General features: G+C 60.1%; 13 protein-coding genes and 1 pseudogene. 8 read left to right on the top strand and 6 right to left on the bottom strand.

Going from position 1 to position 14,600, the window contains the following annotated elements:
- The first annotated feature begins 127 nt into the window (after positions 1–127).
- The 5 genes from ACQUQF_RS22265 to ACQUQF_RS22245 all read left to right on the top strand — a co-directional run bounded on the left by ACQUQF_RS22265 (position 128) and on the right by ACQUQF_RS22245 (position 4,279).
- Positions 128–841, top strand: coding sequence for a hypothetical protein (locus tag ACQUQF_RS22265; RefSeq protein WP_435181436.1), 714 nt, complete (start codon positions 128–130; stop codon positions 839–841).
- The gene (locus ACQUQF_RS22260) at positions 828–1,118 is read left to right on the top strand and encodes a hypothetical protein (RefSeq protein WP_435181435.1); all 291 of its coding nucleotides are present in this window, start codon (positions 828–830) and stop codon (positions 1,116–1,118) included. The genes ACQUQF_RS22265 and ACQUQF_RS22260 overlap by 14 nt, the downstream gene beginning before the upstream one ends.
- A 7-nt stretch (positions 1,119–1,125) precedes the next feature.
- On the top strand, positions 1,126–3,234 hold the full coding sequence (locus tag ACQUQF_RS22255) for a type B DNA-directed DNA polymerase (protein WP_435181434.1): 2,109 nt from the start codon (positions 1,126–1,128) through the stop codon (positions 3,232–3,234).
- Between the two features lie 200 nt (positions 3,235–3,434).
- Positions 3,435–3,713, top strand: a complete 279-nt coding sequence (locus tag ACQUQF_RS22250) for a HalOD1 output domain-containing protein (protein ID WP_435181433.1) — start codon at positions 3,435–3,437, stop codon at positions 3,711–3,713.
- 227 nt (positions 3,714–3,940) lie between these two features.
- Positions 3,941–4,279, top strand: a complete 339-nt coding sequence (locus tag ACQUQF_RS22245) for a DUF7344 domain-containing protein (RefSeq protein ID WP_435181432.1) — start codon at positions 3,941–3,943, stop codon at positions 4,277–4,279.
- A gap of 47 nt (positions 4,280–4,326) precedes the next feature.
- Here ACQUQF_RS22245 and ACQUQF_RS22240 read toward each other — a convergent pair whose 3' ends face one another.
- The 5 genes from ACQUQF_RS22240 to ACQUQF_RS22220 all read right to left on the bottom strand — a co-directional run bounded on the left by ACQUQF_RS22240 (position 4,327) and on the right by ACQUQF_RS22220 (position 9,127).
- Positions 4,327–4,545, bottom strand: a complete 219-nt coding sequence (locus ACQUQF_RS22240; protein WP_435181514.1) for a hypothetical protein — start codon at positions 4,543–4,545, stop codon at positions 4,327–4,329.
- A gap of 197 nt (positions 4,546–4,742) precedes the next feature.
- A complete protein-coding gene (locus tag ACQUQF_RS22235; RefSeq protein WP_435181431.1) occupies positions 4,743–5,795 on the bottom strand; it encodes a dipeptide epimerase in 1,053 nt (350 codons plus the stop codon).
- Complete coding sequence (locus ACQUQF_RS22230) at positions 5,792–6,880, bottom strand: DUF1611 domain-containing protein (RefSeq protein ID WP_435181513.1); 1,089 nt, start codon at positions 6,878–6,880, stop codon at positions 5,792–5,794. Before ACQUQF_RS22230 ends, ACQUQF_RS22235 begins: the two co-directional genes overlap by 4 nt.
- Before the next feature lie 191 nt (positions 6,881–7,071).
- A complete protein-coding gene (locus tag ACQUQF_RS22225) occupies positions 7,072–8,304 on the bottom strand; it encodes a YkvI family membrane protein (protein WP_435181429.1) in 1,233 nt (410 codons plus the stop codon).
- Positions 8,305–8,401: 97 nt separating this feature from the next.
- Entirely contained in the window at positions 8,402–9,127 is a 726-nt protein-coding gene (locus ACQUQF_RS22220) for a helix-turn-helix domain-containing protein (protein WP_435181427.1), read from the bottom strand.
- Positions 9,128–9,280: 153 nt separating this feature from the next.
- On the opposite strand from ACQUQF_RS22220, the pseudogene ACQUQF_RS22215 reads away from it, so the two are divergent.
- Together ACQUQF_RS22215 and ACQUQF_RS22210 are read left to right on the top strand one after the other, a co-directional pair.
- Positions 9,281–9,859, top strand: a pseudogene (locus tag ACQUQF_RS22215) (transposase); the annotation flags it as partial.
- Positions 9,859–11,046, top strand: a complete 1,188-nt coding sequence (locus ACQUQF_RS22210; protein WP_435181426.1) for an FAD-dependent oxidoreductase — start codon at positions 9,859–9,861, stop codon at positions 11,044–11,046. The pseudogene ACQUQF_RS22215 and the gene ACQUQF_RS22210, both read left to right, overlap by 1 nt.
- A 463-nt stretch (positions 11,047–11,509) precedes the next feature.
- Here ACQUQF_RS22210 and ACQUQF_RS22205 read toward each other — a convergent pair whose 3' ends face one another.
- On the bottom strand, positions 11,510–11,755 hold the full coding sequence (locus ACQUQF_RS22205) for a hypothetical protein (protein ID WP_435181424.1): 246 nt from the start codon (positions 11,753–11,755) through the stop codon (positions 11,510–11,512).
- Positions 11,756–12,830: 1,075 nt separating this feature from the next.
- Between ACQUQF_RS22205 and ACQUQF_RS22200 the strand changes: the two genes are divergently transcribed.
- Complete coding sequence (locus ACQUQF_RS22200; RefSeq protein ID WP_435181422.1) at positions 12,831–14,360, top strand: hypothetical protein; 1,530 nt, start codon at positions 12,831–12,833, stop codon at positions 14,358–14,360.
- Positions 14,361–14,600 lie beyond the last annotated feature (240 nt).

Here is a 14,600-nt window from a genome sequence, read left to right as displayed (position 1 = left end):
TTCTGGAAATCCCACTGTTGTCTGAAGAGCCACCCTCAAACCGCTACATTCCGGTAATCACCCTAGTTCTGGAACTTCTGGAAACGCCGCGCCGACGCTTATGCGATTCGTCCGAGTAGTACCGAGTATGAAACAGAGAGGCCAGACCGGTGGGGTAACCAACACCGAGCAGATGCCGGAACTCCCCGAACTAGCATCCGGTATCCAACTTCTCGACACGGAAGACGACGAACGAGCGACCGGCCCGCTGCACTCGCTCGTTCTCGATCACCTCCTGATGAACGACGGCAACGCCGTCTGGGTCGACGCCGGCGGCCACGCAGTCTCGCAGTCGCTCGCATCGCTCGCGCCGAGCCCCCGCACGCTCGACCGTGTCCAAGTCGCCCGCGGGTTCACCGCCCACCAGCACTACACCCTCGTTCGCTCCCTGCCCGAGCACGTCGACAAAGACACCTCCCTCGTCGTCTGTCCGGGGTTCGACCGCTTCTACCGCGACACCGAAACGTACGCCGACGAAGGCGAAGACCTCATGCTCCGAGCGCTCGCGACCATCGCGACTGTCACCCAAGAACACGACGTCTCGGTCCTCGTTACGCGCTCGCGGCGAGACTCGTTCTCGGAACCACTGGCGGCGGCCGCCGAGGAGACGATCCGGTGCGAACAGACCAAGTTCGGCCCTCGGTTCGTTGGCGACGACTTCGAGACCCTGGTCTACCCGCTGGAGGATGGGACTGTCCAGACGACGATTGCGTTCTGGCGGCGCGTGCTGGAAGCCCGCGTCACCGCGAGCGAAACGACCGCAACCCCCGCGCCGGAGGTGACCATCGATGGGGCGTACTAACCCGACCTACCGGGACGTCCTCCGGTCGCTCGAGGACAGCTGGCAGGACTACCGGCGAGCGCTGCGCCGGCCTGACCAGCATCGGTTCGACCGGCTCTGGGAGGACGCCCGCCAGTACGCCGACGCCGGCGGCTACCTCAACCACCAGAACCCGATGGTAGTCGTCCTCTTCTCGATGATCCTCGCACACGAACAGCGCATCGAAGACCTTGAAGCAGAGTTGGAGGGAACGCAAGCCGACAGCTCCGACAGCGACAGCAGTGCAGGGCCGAAGTAGGAGGAGGATGCCCTACAAGATCGATTTCATCGACGGCGAAGTCGTCGAGTGGACGCTGACCGCCGACGGCGCCGCGAGCGAGCGCGTGTTCGACTACACGCCATCGCTCTACGTCGGCCGTCGCGAGGGCGACGAAGCGTCGGTGACCGACGCGCAAGAAGTCCTCGAACAGTTCCCGACAGTCGCTCGGACCGCAATTGAGGAGTGGCGGCCAGGGTTTCGCTACGACGCCGAGGAGATGCTTCGGGTCGACTGTACAAGCATCGACGAGGTGACCCAGATCGCGCGATGGATACGGGAGTGGGGCGACCCCGGCGAGTACCAATGTTTCAACGTCGACTTCTCGCGGGAGTTCCGGTACTGCCTCGAACAGGATTGCTCGCCGGCGCCCGAACGCGAGGTGACCACGCTCGCCGTCAGCGGGCCCGCACACGAGTTCGACGGACTCGACGTGCCCGAACTCCAGGTTGGCGGAGAAACCGTAGGGCGGTCACCAGAGCGTACCGTGCGCCGCGTCGAGGAGCACGTCCAGCGCGAGGACCCCGACGTGTTGGTCGTCGACTCTGCGGCCCTGCTCGCGGAGCTCCACGGGCTCGCAGATCGCTTGGACTACGACCTCCAACTCGGCCGGCGGCCCGGGTTCCAGCAACTCGCCAGCGCGTCGACGTACACGAGCTACGGGCGAGTCGGCCACTCGCCCGCCCGATACAACGTTCCAGGGCGGGTGCTGCTCGACCGGTCGAACACGTTCTTCTACCGGGAGACGAACCTCGAGGGCTGTATCGACCTCGTCCGGCGGTCGGGCAAGCCCCTGCAGGAGCTCTCGTGGGCATCGATCGGGAACGTCCTGACCGCCATCCAGATACAGGAAGCTCTCTCACGGGGAGTCCTGGTGCCGTGGCAGGCGTGGCGCCCCGAGCAGTTCAAGACGATGCGCCAGCTGAACGACGCCGACCGCGGCGGGTTCACGTTCGCGCCCGACGTCGGCGTTCACGAAGACGTCCACGAACTCGACTTCTCGTCGCTCTACCCAAACATCATTTGCCAGTACAACATCTCGCCGGAGAAGATTCGGTGCGACTGCCACAGCGACCGGGAAGACGTGCCGGGCCTGGGGTACTCGATTTGTGACGACCGCGGGTATCTGCCGGACGTCCTGCAGCCGCTCATCGACGCCCGTGACGACATCAAGGCCGAGATCCGCAAGACGGACGACCCCGAGCGACTCGCCGAACTGGAAGGCCAGTCGGGAGCGATCAAGTGGATTCTCGTCTCGTGTTTCGGCTACCAGGGGTTCTCGAACGCGAAGTTCGGGCGTATCGAATGCCACGAGGCAATCAACGCCTTCGCCCGCGAGCTCCTACTTGACGCAAAGATAGCACTGGAAGACGGGGGTTGGCGAGTGGTTCACGGCATCGTCGATAGTATCTGGGTGACGCCCCGGGACGGCGTCAAGCAGACGCCGCTTGATGAACTCGCGGACCAGATCACGGAGGACGCGGGGATTCGGTTAGAGTATGAAGCTAACTACGACTGGGTGGCGTTCGTGCCGATGCGGAACTCGGACGCCGGCGCGCTCACCAAGTACTTCGGATCGATCGCCGGCAAGGACGAGTACAAGTTCCGCGGCATCGAGAGCCGGCAGCGGAGTACCCCGCCGTTCATCGCCGACGCCCAAGAATCCCTCATCGAGACGTTCGACGAGTACCGGACCCCGGAGGCAGTGTGCGACCGGCTGGACCACTACCTCGGCCAGCTCCGGGACGGCGCCGTGTCGCCCGTGGAATTGGCGATTGAGCAGCGAACGTCGAAGACACCCGAGGAGTACGCGCACGCGACGCGGACGGTCGCGGCGCTAGAGCGCGCCGAAGACATGGGTCGGGGCCTCCATCCAGGGCAGAACGTCGAGTACGTGGTCGTCGACGATACGAAGCGGTCCCGGGACCAGGTTCGGCTGGTGGAGGAGGCCCACCGCTACGACGTGGAGTTCTACTGCGACCAACTGATTCGAGCAGCAGAAAGCGTGCTCTCACCGTTGGGTTGGCGAGAGAACGATATCCGGAGGTATCTTGCGGACCGGACGGACACAGGGCTGGCAGCATATACCGAGTCATGAGGCAGAATTGCGTCGCTATCGGGAATGGATATCCGTCGAGAAGTCCTTCGTATCTATTCATTGTCGCCAGAAGCACTTAAATCGAGACGGAAGTCACGAGTTCCACGGTACTCGTTCGTGGTGCAAATCCCTCACCGAGTAGGCAGTACTGTCGAAGGCGTTGGACAATGACTTTCTGATTGGGACTCTACCACTGTCCCATGGGGGAGAAACAGAATGCGGATCAAGGGAGTCTTGTCCACCGGGAGTTAGACACCGACCGAAACGAACCACTGAGCGAAGTGGCGGAGATCATCGCCGACCTCAACGACACCGATGTAAATGACCTCCCCCCAATATACGACACCATCGACCATCTCCTGACTCAGTTGTTCGATAATCCGCCGTCTCCGGACTCCCAAGTCGAGGTTCAGTTCCACTATGCCGGATACCAAATTACTGTCCATCACCAAGGAGACGCTCTGTTTCTGAAGGTGTAATTTCTAGCTTCTGGTTAAATGTCACACCGACTTTTCTGCTAGTAGATACGAACACGGTGATAGATTCACGCTCTGATTGCTTGGTGCATGGTGCGAATGTTTCATTTCATAAGGTACAGGTATGTAGTTGGATTCTCGATGGAATCAAATCCATCGAGTAACCTGTTTTCCAGGGTGTGCTTTATTGGGACGAAATCGCTATCGTGGTTTAGAGCAAAAACAGAAGAATGGCATCGTTAGACGAGGTATTTGACCTCCTCAGCAAGGAACGACGGCGGTACGCATTGTACTATCTGGAAAAAGAAGAGGGGCCAGTATCGGTGGAGGAGGTCGCAAAGCAAGTTGCCGAGTGGGAAACCAACGGCGCAACGGGAACCATTCCGGCGGACAAATACGAGCGAATCGAAGTCGAACTCCATCATAATGCGTTACCGAAAGCGGCTGAAATCGAGTTCATTGAGTACGACCCTGCGGCGGAGGTAGTTGAAGCCACCGGGACGCCCCCTGAGGTCGATGCAATTATCTCCGTCGCCAAAGTCATTGAGCGGCCAGAACGAAATCCGTAATAGCGACTCGGGAACTCGGCCTCTGCTGGTACGTTCAGAGCGAGTACTCAGCACCATCGGTCTTCGACGTTCGCGACGGCGTTACGAACGCCCTTCCCGCGGAAGCGGTCATCCCCGTCGCGTACTTCGACAGTTTCGTGTGAGCCCGTCGAACGACCCGCGGGGACGTCGGCTCGTCCGATCGTTCCGTCGGCAGTCGTGACCTGAACGCGGAGCGTGGGTTTGAGCTGACAGACGAGTATCTCGCTCGCCGTGACTGTTCGAATCTCGTACGGCTTTACTGGACTGGGGTTCGGTGACCAGTTTCATAGTTATTGGGAGGCGTAAATCCCTCGGCTTCAGCTGTGGGAGGAGGTCAATGTAGTAATGACCTTTGGAGTTCCAGGCTGGCATCAGCAGCTCCGACTGCTATTGATAAAAGACGCGACGACGGTAATTGGAGGAAAGAGCCGATTAGAGAAGGTCACTCGATGGGAATCACGCCGTGACCCGGACCCGAAATCCGGTGAATCGGTCCGCTGGCGTCGATGACGTCCTCGGCGAGGAGACGGTTTCCGTCAAGGTCGACGTGGGAGAACGCTCCGATTCCGGCGACGATGTGAGCGCTGGTATGAATCCCGACTGCACTCTCTAACATACAGCCAATCATCAAATCCAAGTGGGAACTTTCCGCGATAGCCGCGATGTCGGCAACCGCCAGCGGGCCCGATTTGCCGAGTTTGGCGTTGATGATGTCCGCGGCCTCCTCGCGGACGACCCGAATTGCATCCTGCGGTGTGAACACCGACTCGTCCGCGGCGATCGGGACGTCGACGATGTCGCGAGTCGCCGCGAGGCCGGCGATGTCGGACGCTGGAACTGGCTGTTCGATTAGGTCGAGATCAATTCCGCGAGTACGCAGTTCCTCAGCGAACCGGGCGGTTTCTTTCGGCGACCAACCCTGATTCGCGTCAACCTTTAGGGCAGCGTCGGGGGCCACGTCCGCCACTGCCGCGACCCGTTCGACGTCCGTCGTCACGTCGCCGCCCGTCTTGATCTTCAGTTGCTCGTAGCCCGCTTCGGCTGCACACACCGCCCGGTCGGCAGCAACCTCGGATTCGAGAATCGGAATCGTCAAATCGGTTTCGACGCGGCCGGGCGTTCCGCCGAACAGTTCCGACAGGGGTAGCTCGCGTTCTCGGCAGTAGGCGTCGAGAATTGCGGTTTCGACCGCGAAGAGGGCCGAGGCCATTCCCGGAAACGCCGACCGGAGTTCGTCGACCAGTTCCCGGTAGTTACCGACCTCTCGTCCCTCGATTAGGTCGGCGGTGGCTCGGGCGGTCTCGATCGCTGCCGCCTGGGTCTCCCCAGTCACTGGCGGAATCGGCGACCCCTCACCGTATCCCGTCACGCCAGACTCGGTTTCAAGCGTCACGAGGAGGTTCGACGCCTCGTGCTGCGTCCCCAGCGAGATCTCGAACGGCTCCTTCAGCGGGAGATCGAACGGTCGAATCGACACAGAGGCGATCTCGCTCATCTGTCGCCCACATCCTGTCTGCCGGCGGTTGCAGGGGCGCTACCGAGTCCCTCTCGCACTTCTGTGAGGAGTTCTGTCGAACCACCCTCGTCGTAGACGTTCGCGACGGGGAGGTCGTGGCGCTCACGTTCGACCGCGGGGTCACCCCAGGTTGAGACGGCGACCACGTTCGCGTCCGAGAGGTCCTCGATCAGTCGGGCCTCCTTCTCGACGCCGTCGACGCGGAACGACTCGAAGTGGGTACGCCCGGTGCGGTCGGGGTCGTCGGCGAGGACGACCGCGTCCGGCCAGGCCCCGTGCAGAATTGAGAGCGTGACGCCGGAGTACGCTCGGTGCGTCAGTGACGCCTGTCCCTCAACGAACACGAGGTCGTGGTCGGCTCCGACCGCGGCCACCATGTCCTCGACGACGCCCGCGGTGAAGTCGGCCGGGACGCGGTCCACGACGACGCCCTCGTGGGCCCCGACCATGATGCCCGTCTGGCCGGTGGCGACCCAGCTAGCGTCAAGGCCCGCGTCGCGCGCGGTGCGGTAGAGCTCGAAGGTCGTCGTTCGCTTGCCGACCGCGCAGTCAGTCCCGAGCGTGAGCACCACGTCCGCGTCCACCTCGTCGACCGATCCGTCGCCCACCCGGAGGTCGTCATCTGCGGGCGGCTTTCGGACGTCGAACAACCGGACGCCATGCTCATCGGCGAGGTCCCGCCAGCGGTCCTGCTCCGAGAGGAACACGTGGAGTCCCGAGACGACGTCGCAGCCCGCGCGGATGGCGTCCTCGATGTCCGATACCCAGGCGTCGGGCAAATCGCCGCCTGCGGGGGCGACGCCGATGACGAGCGCCTCAGCCTCGGGCGCCTCGTCGAGGGCCTGCTCGACGGACGCGACAATCGGAATGTCCGGTGCGTCGGGCTTGTCCAAGACATCTGCCGGGGTGCGTCCGGCGGTTTCGGTGTCGACCACCGCCCGGGCGTCGAACACCTCGCTGTGCATGACCACGCCGTTAGCGGTCTTGCCTCCCGTCTCGCCGAACTCGCCTTCGGCAAGGACGATGGTCGGCACGGGAACGTCGAACTGTTCGCGGAGGTTCATCGTGTACGGAGGTTCGGATACCGCCTCCCTAAACTCACCCCCTCCCATGGAAGGGTCCCCAGGACGGGGACCATCTCCCCTTCCCGCTAAGAATTGCGACATGACCCTTAGCGGGACCGAATCGGAAATTGCCGTCGAGAGTCGCGGACAAAACAGATTGCTACTACGTTGTTCCCGAAAGCCAAGCCGGCTTAATCGTCGGGCCGTATCCCACCGGCAACCGTCTCGTCGGTTCCGAAAAAGTCTTCGCCCCAGTCGGGGTTACGAATGCGGAGCACCCCCACGGTGAGCAGCGGGACGGCGAACAGCGCGATGAAGAGGTACGCCATCATCGTGTAACCCTGGGCGACCAGCGCGATGATGCCCACCCGCGAGAGGAGCAGCGCGCCGACGAGCACGCCGACCGCCAGCAGCCCGCTCTGGAGCGACGAGAGACCGGTCTGGCCTTCGAGCGGGCCGACTGCGACGTCGTCGATGTTCTCGTCGAGGCGGTCGATGAGCGCGTGGATGAGCCCGACGCTGGTCTCTATGAGCGTCCAGCCCATGACAAGCCCATAGAACGCGATGATGGCGGGCCCGCCGACGCTCTCGAGTACTGGGAGCCACGGCACGGACGCGCCCATGACGCTCTCGGCGGGGTAGAACCCCATGAACGCCACGTACGTCAGCGCGAACGGTAACGTCATCAGCGTCCCCGCGAGAACGCCGGAGACGACCGACTCTCGCCGATTCTGCTGGCGTTCCAATGCGAAGAACACCGCGGGAAAGACGACGAGATTGTACCCGACATAGAGGATTCCGGATTTCACCACCGCGCCGACGCCGGCGCTGTCGACGTAGGACGTGTTCCCTGACGCGAAGACAGCGGTGACGTCGCCCCACGTCTGGGAGAGCACGAGTACGCCGAAGACGAGGTAGGCCACGTACAGGAAAGCGGTGCCGCCGGTCTTGAACCGCTCGATGAGCGTCTCGCCGGCGTAGCTGAGGACGCCGACGACGGCAATGACCGCCCCCACGCCGACGAAGTAGGGGATTCCCACGGTCTGCTCCATGATGTTCCCTGCCGCCGAGGCCATGATAGCGATGACGAGCACGGCCATCACGAGGAACAGCAAGTCGAACGCCGGCCACAGCCGGCCGATGAGCTGTTTGATGAAGTTCTTGTAATCGTAGACCTCGAAGGTCCGGGCGAGCTCGAACGTGAGTACGGCCATCACGGTGAACCCGAGCCAGATACCGACGACGGCGAGCCAGCCCGCGGCACCGTACTTCGCCCCGTAGGCGACGATCTCCCGTCCGGTCGCGTATCCGCCGCCGATGAGCACTGACTGGAGGATGATTGCCGGGAGAACGATCTTGCCGAACGGACCCCGAGCAAGCCGTTCGAACAGTGTCTCGTCCCCGTCTGTGGTAGCATTTGACATAGTACATGTGTGTGGAACTAATATACCGGTATATAGGTACGGCCTATCATGGAAGGGTATCCGTCCCGCCCATCTCCTCCATCCACAGAATCGCCAGTCAAAACTCCGGATCAAGGAGCTTCGCTTCGGCTTTCCGGAGGTGTTCAAGCAGGGTGGGCTTGGTGATGTCGAGCTCCTCGGCGAGTTCCGTGGCGGAGGTCTCTCGCGGCCAAGAGTAGTAGCCGCGGCGCCGGGCGAGCTCGAAGATTTCCCGTTGGCGCTCGGAGAGGCGGTCTCTCGTCTTGGATACGGCCGACTCCGTCGCGGGCGATTTCATCCCCTGGACGGTGATTTCGGCGTCCATCTTCCGGCGAACCTCGTCGAGACGATCCTGAATCGTCTGCCTAGACGCCGTCACGATGACAGTCCAGTACTCGTAGCCGTCCGAGATGCGAATCTCCTCGTCCGGGATGAATCCGCGGGAGAGGAACGCGTCATGGATACTGTTCGCGGGTTCGTACCTGACCAGCAATTCCTCGGTGACGTTGCCCGCCGCCTCCGTCCCGAGGTTGGGATTGAAGTAGTTGTGCACTCGCTCGACGCGCTCCGTCAGTTCGGACTCGGCGATCTCCGTGACGAGCGCGTCGATGTGGTCGTGCTCGTCGGCGTAGGCGGTCACCCGGGCGTTGACCATGTCGTCGATTTCGTGGACGCTGTGGGCGATCAACCCTGCGTCGACCGCTGCGGTCGTCTCCAACGTCCAGCAGTTTGGATGCCAGATCTTGAGCGTCAGCTGCGTCGCCCGTTCAGAATCACCGACCGCCTGTTCGCTGACCCCGCCCATGACCGTGATACAAGTGAGCTAGCAATTAAGGATTGTGTTGGTGACGGCGACTGGTCCTTCAACACGTCGCAGTTCGTCGTCCAAATCGCCGCGACTGACCAGGAGGATCGCTACAAAAGCAATGACCTGTTCGTTTCGGCCCGACGTCATACCCTCCTCAAGGTTCGGAAGAATACGACGTACCGGATGCTTCTTGACAGACTCATCGTGATGCCCCAAATTCGGAGAGCCATTGATCATGAGGAACTCCCCTCTCCTTCGACGTTGTGTAAAGAGTTCAACCAGCTCGATATGGCTGTTTGGCGGGTTCTTCGTTCTTCTTAATCTCTCAGTCACACTTCTCCCGACCAACGGTGTCGTTGGGATTGACGTCTCTGGGTTCAACCGTAGTCACGCCTCGAAGCACTACACGAAACGAAGGAAGATGACGAGTCAGCAGTTGACAGTCACACTGTTCGTGGACACGAGAGCGAATACAATCCTTGAATTCCACGTAACGACGACCAGAAAACACGACTCGAAAATCGTGCTGTCACTCATCAAGCGGAACACTGGTGAGGTGGCGATTCTCCTCGGTGACAAGAGCTATGACGACCAGAAGGTTCGGGCGTTAGCTCGTGAGGAGAATCTTCGTCCGCTTATCAAACATCGAGAGTCTCGTCACTTCACAAGGCGGGGAATGAGCGCCAGAACGGCAGAGTTTTTCAACAGACTACTTATCAACTAAGCGTATGAGGACTACTGACACCGATAACCCAGATGTCACAGTAGTAGGAGGAGGCGTTATTGGAATTACAGCAGTACTCTGTTTAGAACTAGGGGGATATGACACGAGACTTTACACGGCTCACGTACCCTTCGAAGACAACCAACAGCCGTCAGTGGCGACCCCATACGCTGCTGCGTCGATTCAGCCCGCCTCGGTAACAATGGATGACTTAGAAGATGTATTCGCCACCTCTCAGGAATTTTTTGGTATTCTCTCCGAGGCTGGAACTATGGGTGTGCGTCGACAACCTCATTTCGTGCTTTATGAAGAGGATCGCCCTGATCCCGACTACAGAGATAGTGTCGATGAATTTCACCGAGTAACTGATCTCGATGAATATCCCCATCGGCCGGATGCTCCTGAAGTCTCCGGCTGGCGATTCAATGCCTATTTCGCTGAAATGCCTATCTTCATCGAACGCTGTTACTCCCTCTACCGGAGTCTTGGCGGTGACATTCGAAAGCGAGAACTCACTCGTGCCGAGTTTCTCGAACTCCCTGGTGATGTTCTACTCAATTGCGCTGGGCTCGGTGCGTGGGAGCTCTGTGACGATCCTCGGCCGTGTGAGATTCAAGTCGGTCATCAGGTCATCGTCCGAGGGCATCAACTAGTAAGAAATTCCAGCAGCCAACTCTTTTCATATAAGTACACGCCCGATCCAGAAGCCATTGATTCGGATCTTGCTGGGGAGGTGTACGCCTATCCGCGGATGGATGGGCTCGTGCTTGGAGGGAGCCGAATTCCGTTCGATTTCGACTCAGGGACCGAGTGGGATGGGGAAATTGAGGGAGCAACGCATACGATCGATGGGGTTTCCGTGCCGGCCCGAATCATCGACACCAATACGGAACTTCTGACTGAGTACACGGAAGTCGATTTACAAACGACCGACGTGACTGCACGCTACGGCTACCGGCCCGTCCGTGACCCGGGCGGTGAAGGGGTCCGACTCGAACGTGAAAGGATTGATGACCGTCCGGTGATTCACAACTATGGTCATGGGGGTGCGGGTGTCACGCTATCGTGGGGATCGGCTGTCAAAGCATTTTCACTGGTTCGCGAGATAATCGAGCCCGATCCCGACTCGATTGAGGCACCTGGAGAATTTGCCGTCGCCCGGCATTTAGCGTCCCTCGTCGGGAGAATATAGAGTGACGACACCGTAACTTGATTAGACACGAATGTAGATGACGCCGAATCGACTACTCGTCGGCGTTCAAGATACGCGCCCTCTATTTAGCACGGCATTTCTACCAGCCATGAGGCAGGTCAATAGCGGGCACGATACATTCACCCTCTGTACTAAACGGTAGATACAGAACCTCCATTAGAATCCGTGCTATTGTCTGCTCAGGAACGAGTAAGGCTATTATTACCGCCCAGTTCGTAGAGCACTAATGCGTAGTCGGACCTCGTTGTTCGTCTCGCAGTCGGTCCTCAAAGAGCGGTTCGACACGACTACGGTCGAACCCATCACGCCGCGGTACAACATTGCGCCTGGCGATGAGCTCGCGACTATCACCACTCAGTACAACATTCGACCGATGGACAGCTGTCACTTCACTCGATCGGAGCCCCATGCGCAGAGCGCGAGAACAAGTAGACGATTACGGTCAGAGTCCGCCCGTCATAAAGGCGCAGACGTGGTCGGGTGACAGCACCGGCAGGTCGTCAGCATTGACCCTCCAATGGTACTCCTCGTCAAGGCCGTCTGCAGGATTGACTTTTTCGGTCACGCGCACGCGCCCGAACGGGTCCTTTTTATTCCAACCTTCCCTCACCACCAGATAGAGCATGGAACCGTCCGGCGACGAACCCTGGAAATCGCAAGCCTGTATCAGCAGCGCTGGCGCTGACATTCAAATATCCGTGTGAGTCCTCCATATGTCGAATCTCTACGTCTTTGTGGATGAGAGCGGCCAGCACCACCGCGGAGAATGCTATACGGTTGCCGCATGCTGGTGTATCTCAGATCGGTCGGATCCGGGGACTATCCTCAAGCCCACGAAGCTCGGGTTGATGGACGCCCTTATGGACGTCCTCCCACATGATAACCGACCGTCTGAGCTCAAGAGTTCGAGTCTCCAACGACCGAGGTCGATCATCTTGTCGAGTCTCTTCGCTCGCAAGTCTACCAAGACAGTACCCTCGTTTCAGGGCCACTACCGTGGAATCATGCCAGTCCACTCCGGGTTTCCTTCCACGACCTCCATCCTGACCTCGGCGTTGAAACGCTGAGTCGCGTCGTCGGAGACCTCCAAGCACCGCAAACGATTCAGTTACTCGCCTTGGCTTCCGTATTGAACCCAGTTTTTGCCAAGGATTTCCTTGAGCAATCGAGATTCGATGAGGTAGAAGTTTGGCTTGATGCTGGAGTATGGAAGCAAACGGCTGACCGGCTTGAAGCCGGTGTCGCAGAACTCGACGCACTCCCTGATGGTCTCAGATGCAATACGGGGGATAGTAAAGCGGTTCCAGGACTCCAGATAGCCGATTTGGCAGCGAATACGTGGTATCGGAACTTGGTCGACGGGGACTGTGAGTCGGCGGCCCAAGTGTTAGAGTCGTTACGGCTGGCTAGTCGATAGATGAGTACCCGGAGAACCGTGGCGACAGAAGGCTCATACCCCTTCAGCGAGGGATCATCGTCTTCTGCGGCACGGTGAGCGGCAACGGGAGGCTCATACCCCTTCAGCGAGGGATCATTGTCTCCCGCGGCACTCTACACTCGCATGTACACGTTGGTAAGTTATTAACGTACCGATTGTACGAACAGTACCAGAATCCTCCGAATCTGAGCCCTGTAGACTACAGGGGCCAATGGTGGTTCTAGGGATCACCATCAGCTGGAACGATTTTTAACCTAAGGGTTTTCTCCAATAATGCACTCCAGATGATCAAGTCACCGTAGTGAGTCCGTTCTCTTGATACTCGATGTCCGAGGACCCGAGTCTCGGCGACCTTCTCGACTCCCGCGACGAGATAGCGGACCTCCGAGAGAAGCTGAAAGCAACCGCTCGCGACGCGCGCGACCGCGGGGAGGACGTCAACGTCGACAATCTCCTTGCGCTCTCCCGGAACAACGACGCCGCCTACGTCATGCCCTCGGACCTGAAGAAGGCCGAGTGGTTCGCCAACATCTGGGAGCAGGAGGGCCGTCCCGAGGTTCACCCGCGCGGCCTCCACTACCAGATACTCGGCGAAGGCTACGAGCTCCGCGACGGGACTAAATACGAGAACACCCAGAAGTGCTGGAACGAACTGAAGGACGCCGCGAAGTGGGCGCAGATCCTCGGGCTCGTCGACCCCGACAGCATCCTCGACGCGAAAAACTGGGACCCTGAACCCACGGCGTTCGATAACCGTGACGACCCGGCGCCAGCGTACGACCAGCCACTCGAAGCTCAAGGGTTCCGAGAGATCGCCGTCGACGACGGCTTCCGCCGGACCCGAATCGCGCTCGACATCACGCCCGCGCGCGTCAACTACGAGAGTCCTGCCGACCTCATCGAGACGCAGGCTCGCCGAATCGTCGAGGCCGCGTTCGACGACGTCTACTATCACGCGACCGCCCGCCAGCAGTACTATATCGAGCTCTGGAGTGAGAAGCAGGGCGTCCTCAAGGAGTCGCTGGCGGCGGAGTACGGTGCGACCATCCGGGAGGCCGGCGGAGGCGAATTCTCGTATTCGATGTGTCGCGATGCCATCCAGATCGCCGAGCAGCGTGACCAGGACCTCGTCGTCGTTATCATCTCGGACTTCGACCCGAAGGGCCTGGACATGCCGAAGTCGGCCGCGCGAAAAATCGAAGTTGAGGCCGCGTTCCACGACGTAGAGGCCCGCGTCCACCATGCCGCCCTTACGAAAGAACAGGTGGAGGAGTACGTGGTCCCGGCGACACCGGCGAAGGAACCCCGGGGACTCATCGACCGAAACCCCGGCGCGCTCGCCTACGAACGGCAGAAGGACTACTTCGCGGACTACGCGAAGGGCGACCCTGTGGAAATCAACTCGTTCGAGGCGCGCTACCCCGACGAGTACGAGCAGGCGATTCGCGACATCCTTGACCCCTACTACGACGACGACCTCGGCGACCGGATCGAGGCTGCCATCGCGGAGGAGCGGGAGGAGACACTTCAACGGCTCCGCGAGGCGTTCCGTGACCACGCCGACGACATCGCTGACGCCATCGACGAGTTGAAAGCGGCCATCGACGAGTATGAACTTCGACTGGAACCGGACTTCGAGGATGTCCGCGCCCAGTTGGAGGAGTTGAAACGCCAGGAGCAACTCATCCGGCGCGAGCTCTCGATCGATGAGAAGCGCGAGGCACTTCGGACGCTCGTCGACGAGGTTGACCACGAACAGGTACTCGCGGAGGCCGACGTTGACATCCCGTCCCCAGGGTTGACGGTCGCGATGATGCTCTTCTCGACACTGAGCGAGGGTTCCAAGAGCAATTGACCCACTACAAGGACTTCGACGTCCGGTACCAGCGAATCGACGACGGGAGTCGGAAGAGTAGCTGGGATAGCAACAGTCGGGAGCTGAGGAGAGCCAGGTAGGGCTGGAAGCTGGCGTCGCTATTGGAACTTCCCCACCTGCAGTAGCTACTGGACTGACTCGACCGAAGGTAGCTGCGTTAGCTGCTGGAGCTATTCTGCCTATTCTGCAGTAGGTACCTGCTGTCGGTGACTATTGTGG

It is taken from the genome of Halorussus sp. AFM4, assembly GCF_051194995.1.
Taxonomy (GTDB): Archaea; Halobacteriota; Halobacteria; order Halobacteriales; family Haladaptataceae; genus Halorussus.
The sequence above is the reverse complement of the archived record's forward strand: the minus strand, read 5'-3'. Positions and strand labels throughout refer to the sequence as shown.

Bases quoted from the DNA above. Each gene is read 5' to 3' on its own strand.
- ACQUQF_RS22265 (WP_435181436.1), top strand. From the start codon at position 128: ATGAAACAGAGAGGCCAGACCGGTGGGGTAACCAACACCGAGCAGATG.
- ACQUQF_RS22260 (WP_435181435.1), top strand. From the start codon at position 828: ATGGGGCGTACTAACCCGACCTACCGGGACGTCCTCCGGTCGCTCGAG.
- ACQUQF_RS22255 (WP_435181434.1), top strand. From the start codon at position 1,126: ATGCCCTACAAGATCGATTTCATCGACGGCGAAGTCGTCGAGTGGACG.
- ACQUQF_RS22250 (WP_435181433.1), top strand. From the start codon at position 3,435: ATGGGGGAGAAACAGAATGCGGATCAAGGGAGTCTTGTCCACCGGGAG.
- ACQUQF_RS22245 (WP_435181432.1), top strand. From the start codon at position 3,941: ATGGCATCGTTAGACGAGGTATTTGACCTCCTCAGCAAGGAACGACGG.
- ACQUQF_RS22235 (WP_435181431.1), bottom strand. From the start codon at position 5,795: ATGAGCGAGATCGCCTCTGTGTCGATTCGACCGTTCGATCTCCCGCTG.
- ACQUQF_RS22230 (WP_435181513.1), bottom strand. From the start codon at position 6,880: ATGAACCTCCGCGAACAGTTCGACGTTCCCGTGCCGACCATCGTCCTT.
- ACQUQF_RS22225 (WP_435181429.1), bottom strand. From the start codon at position 8,304: ATGTCAAATGCTACCACAGACGGGGACGAGACACTGTTCGAACGGCTT.
- ACQUQF_RS22220 (WP_435181427.1), bottom strand. From the start codon at position 9,127: ATGGGCGGGGTCAGCGAACAGGCGGTCGGTGATTCTGAACGGGCGACG.
- ACQUQF_RS22210 (WP_435181426.1), top strand. From the start codon at position 9,859: ATGAGGACTACTGACACCGATAACCCAGATGTCACAGTAGTAGGAGGA.
- ACQUQF_RS22205 (WP_435181424.1), bottom strand. From the start codon at position 11,755: ATGTCAGCGCCAGCGCTGCTGATACAGGCTTGCGATTTCCAGGGTTCG.
- ACQUQF_RS22200 (WP_435181422.1), top strand. From the start codon at position 12,831: ATGTCCGAGGACCCGAGTCTCGGCGACCTTCTCGACTCCCGCGACGAG.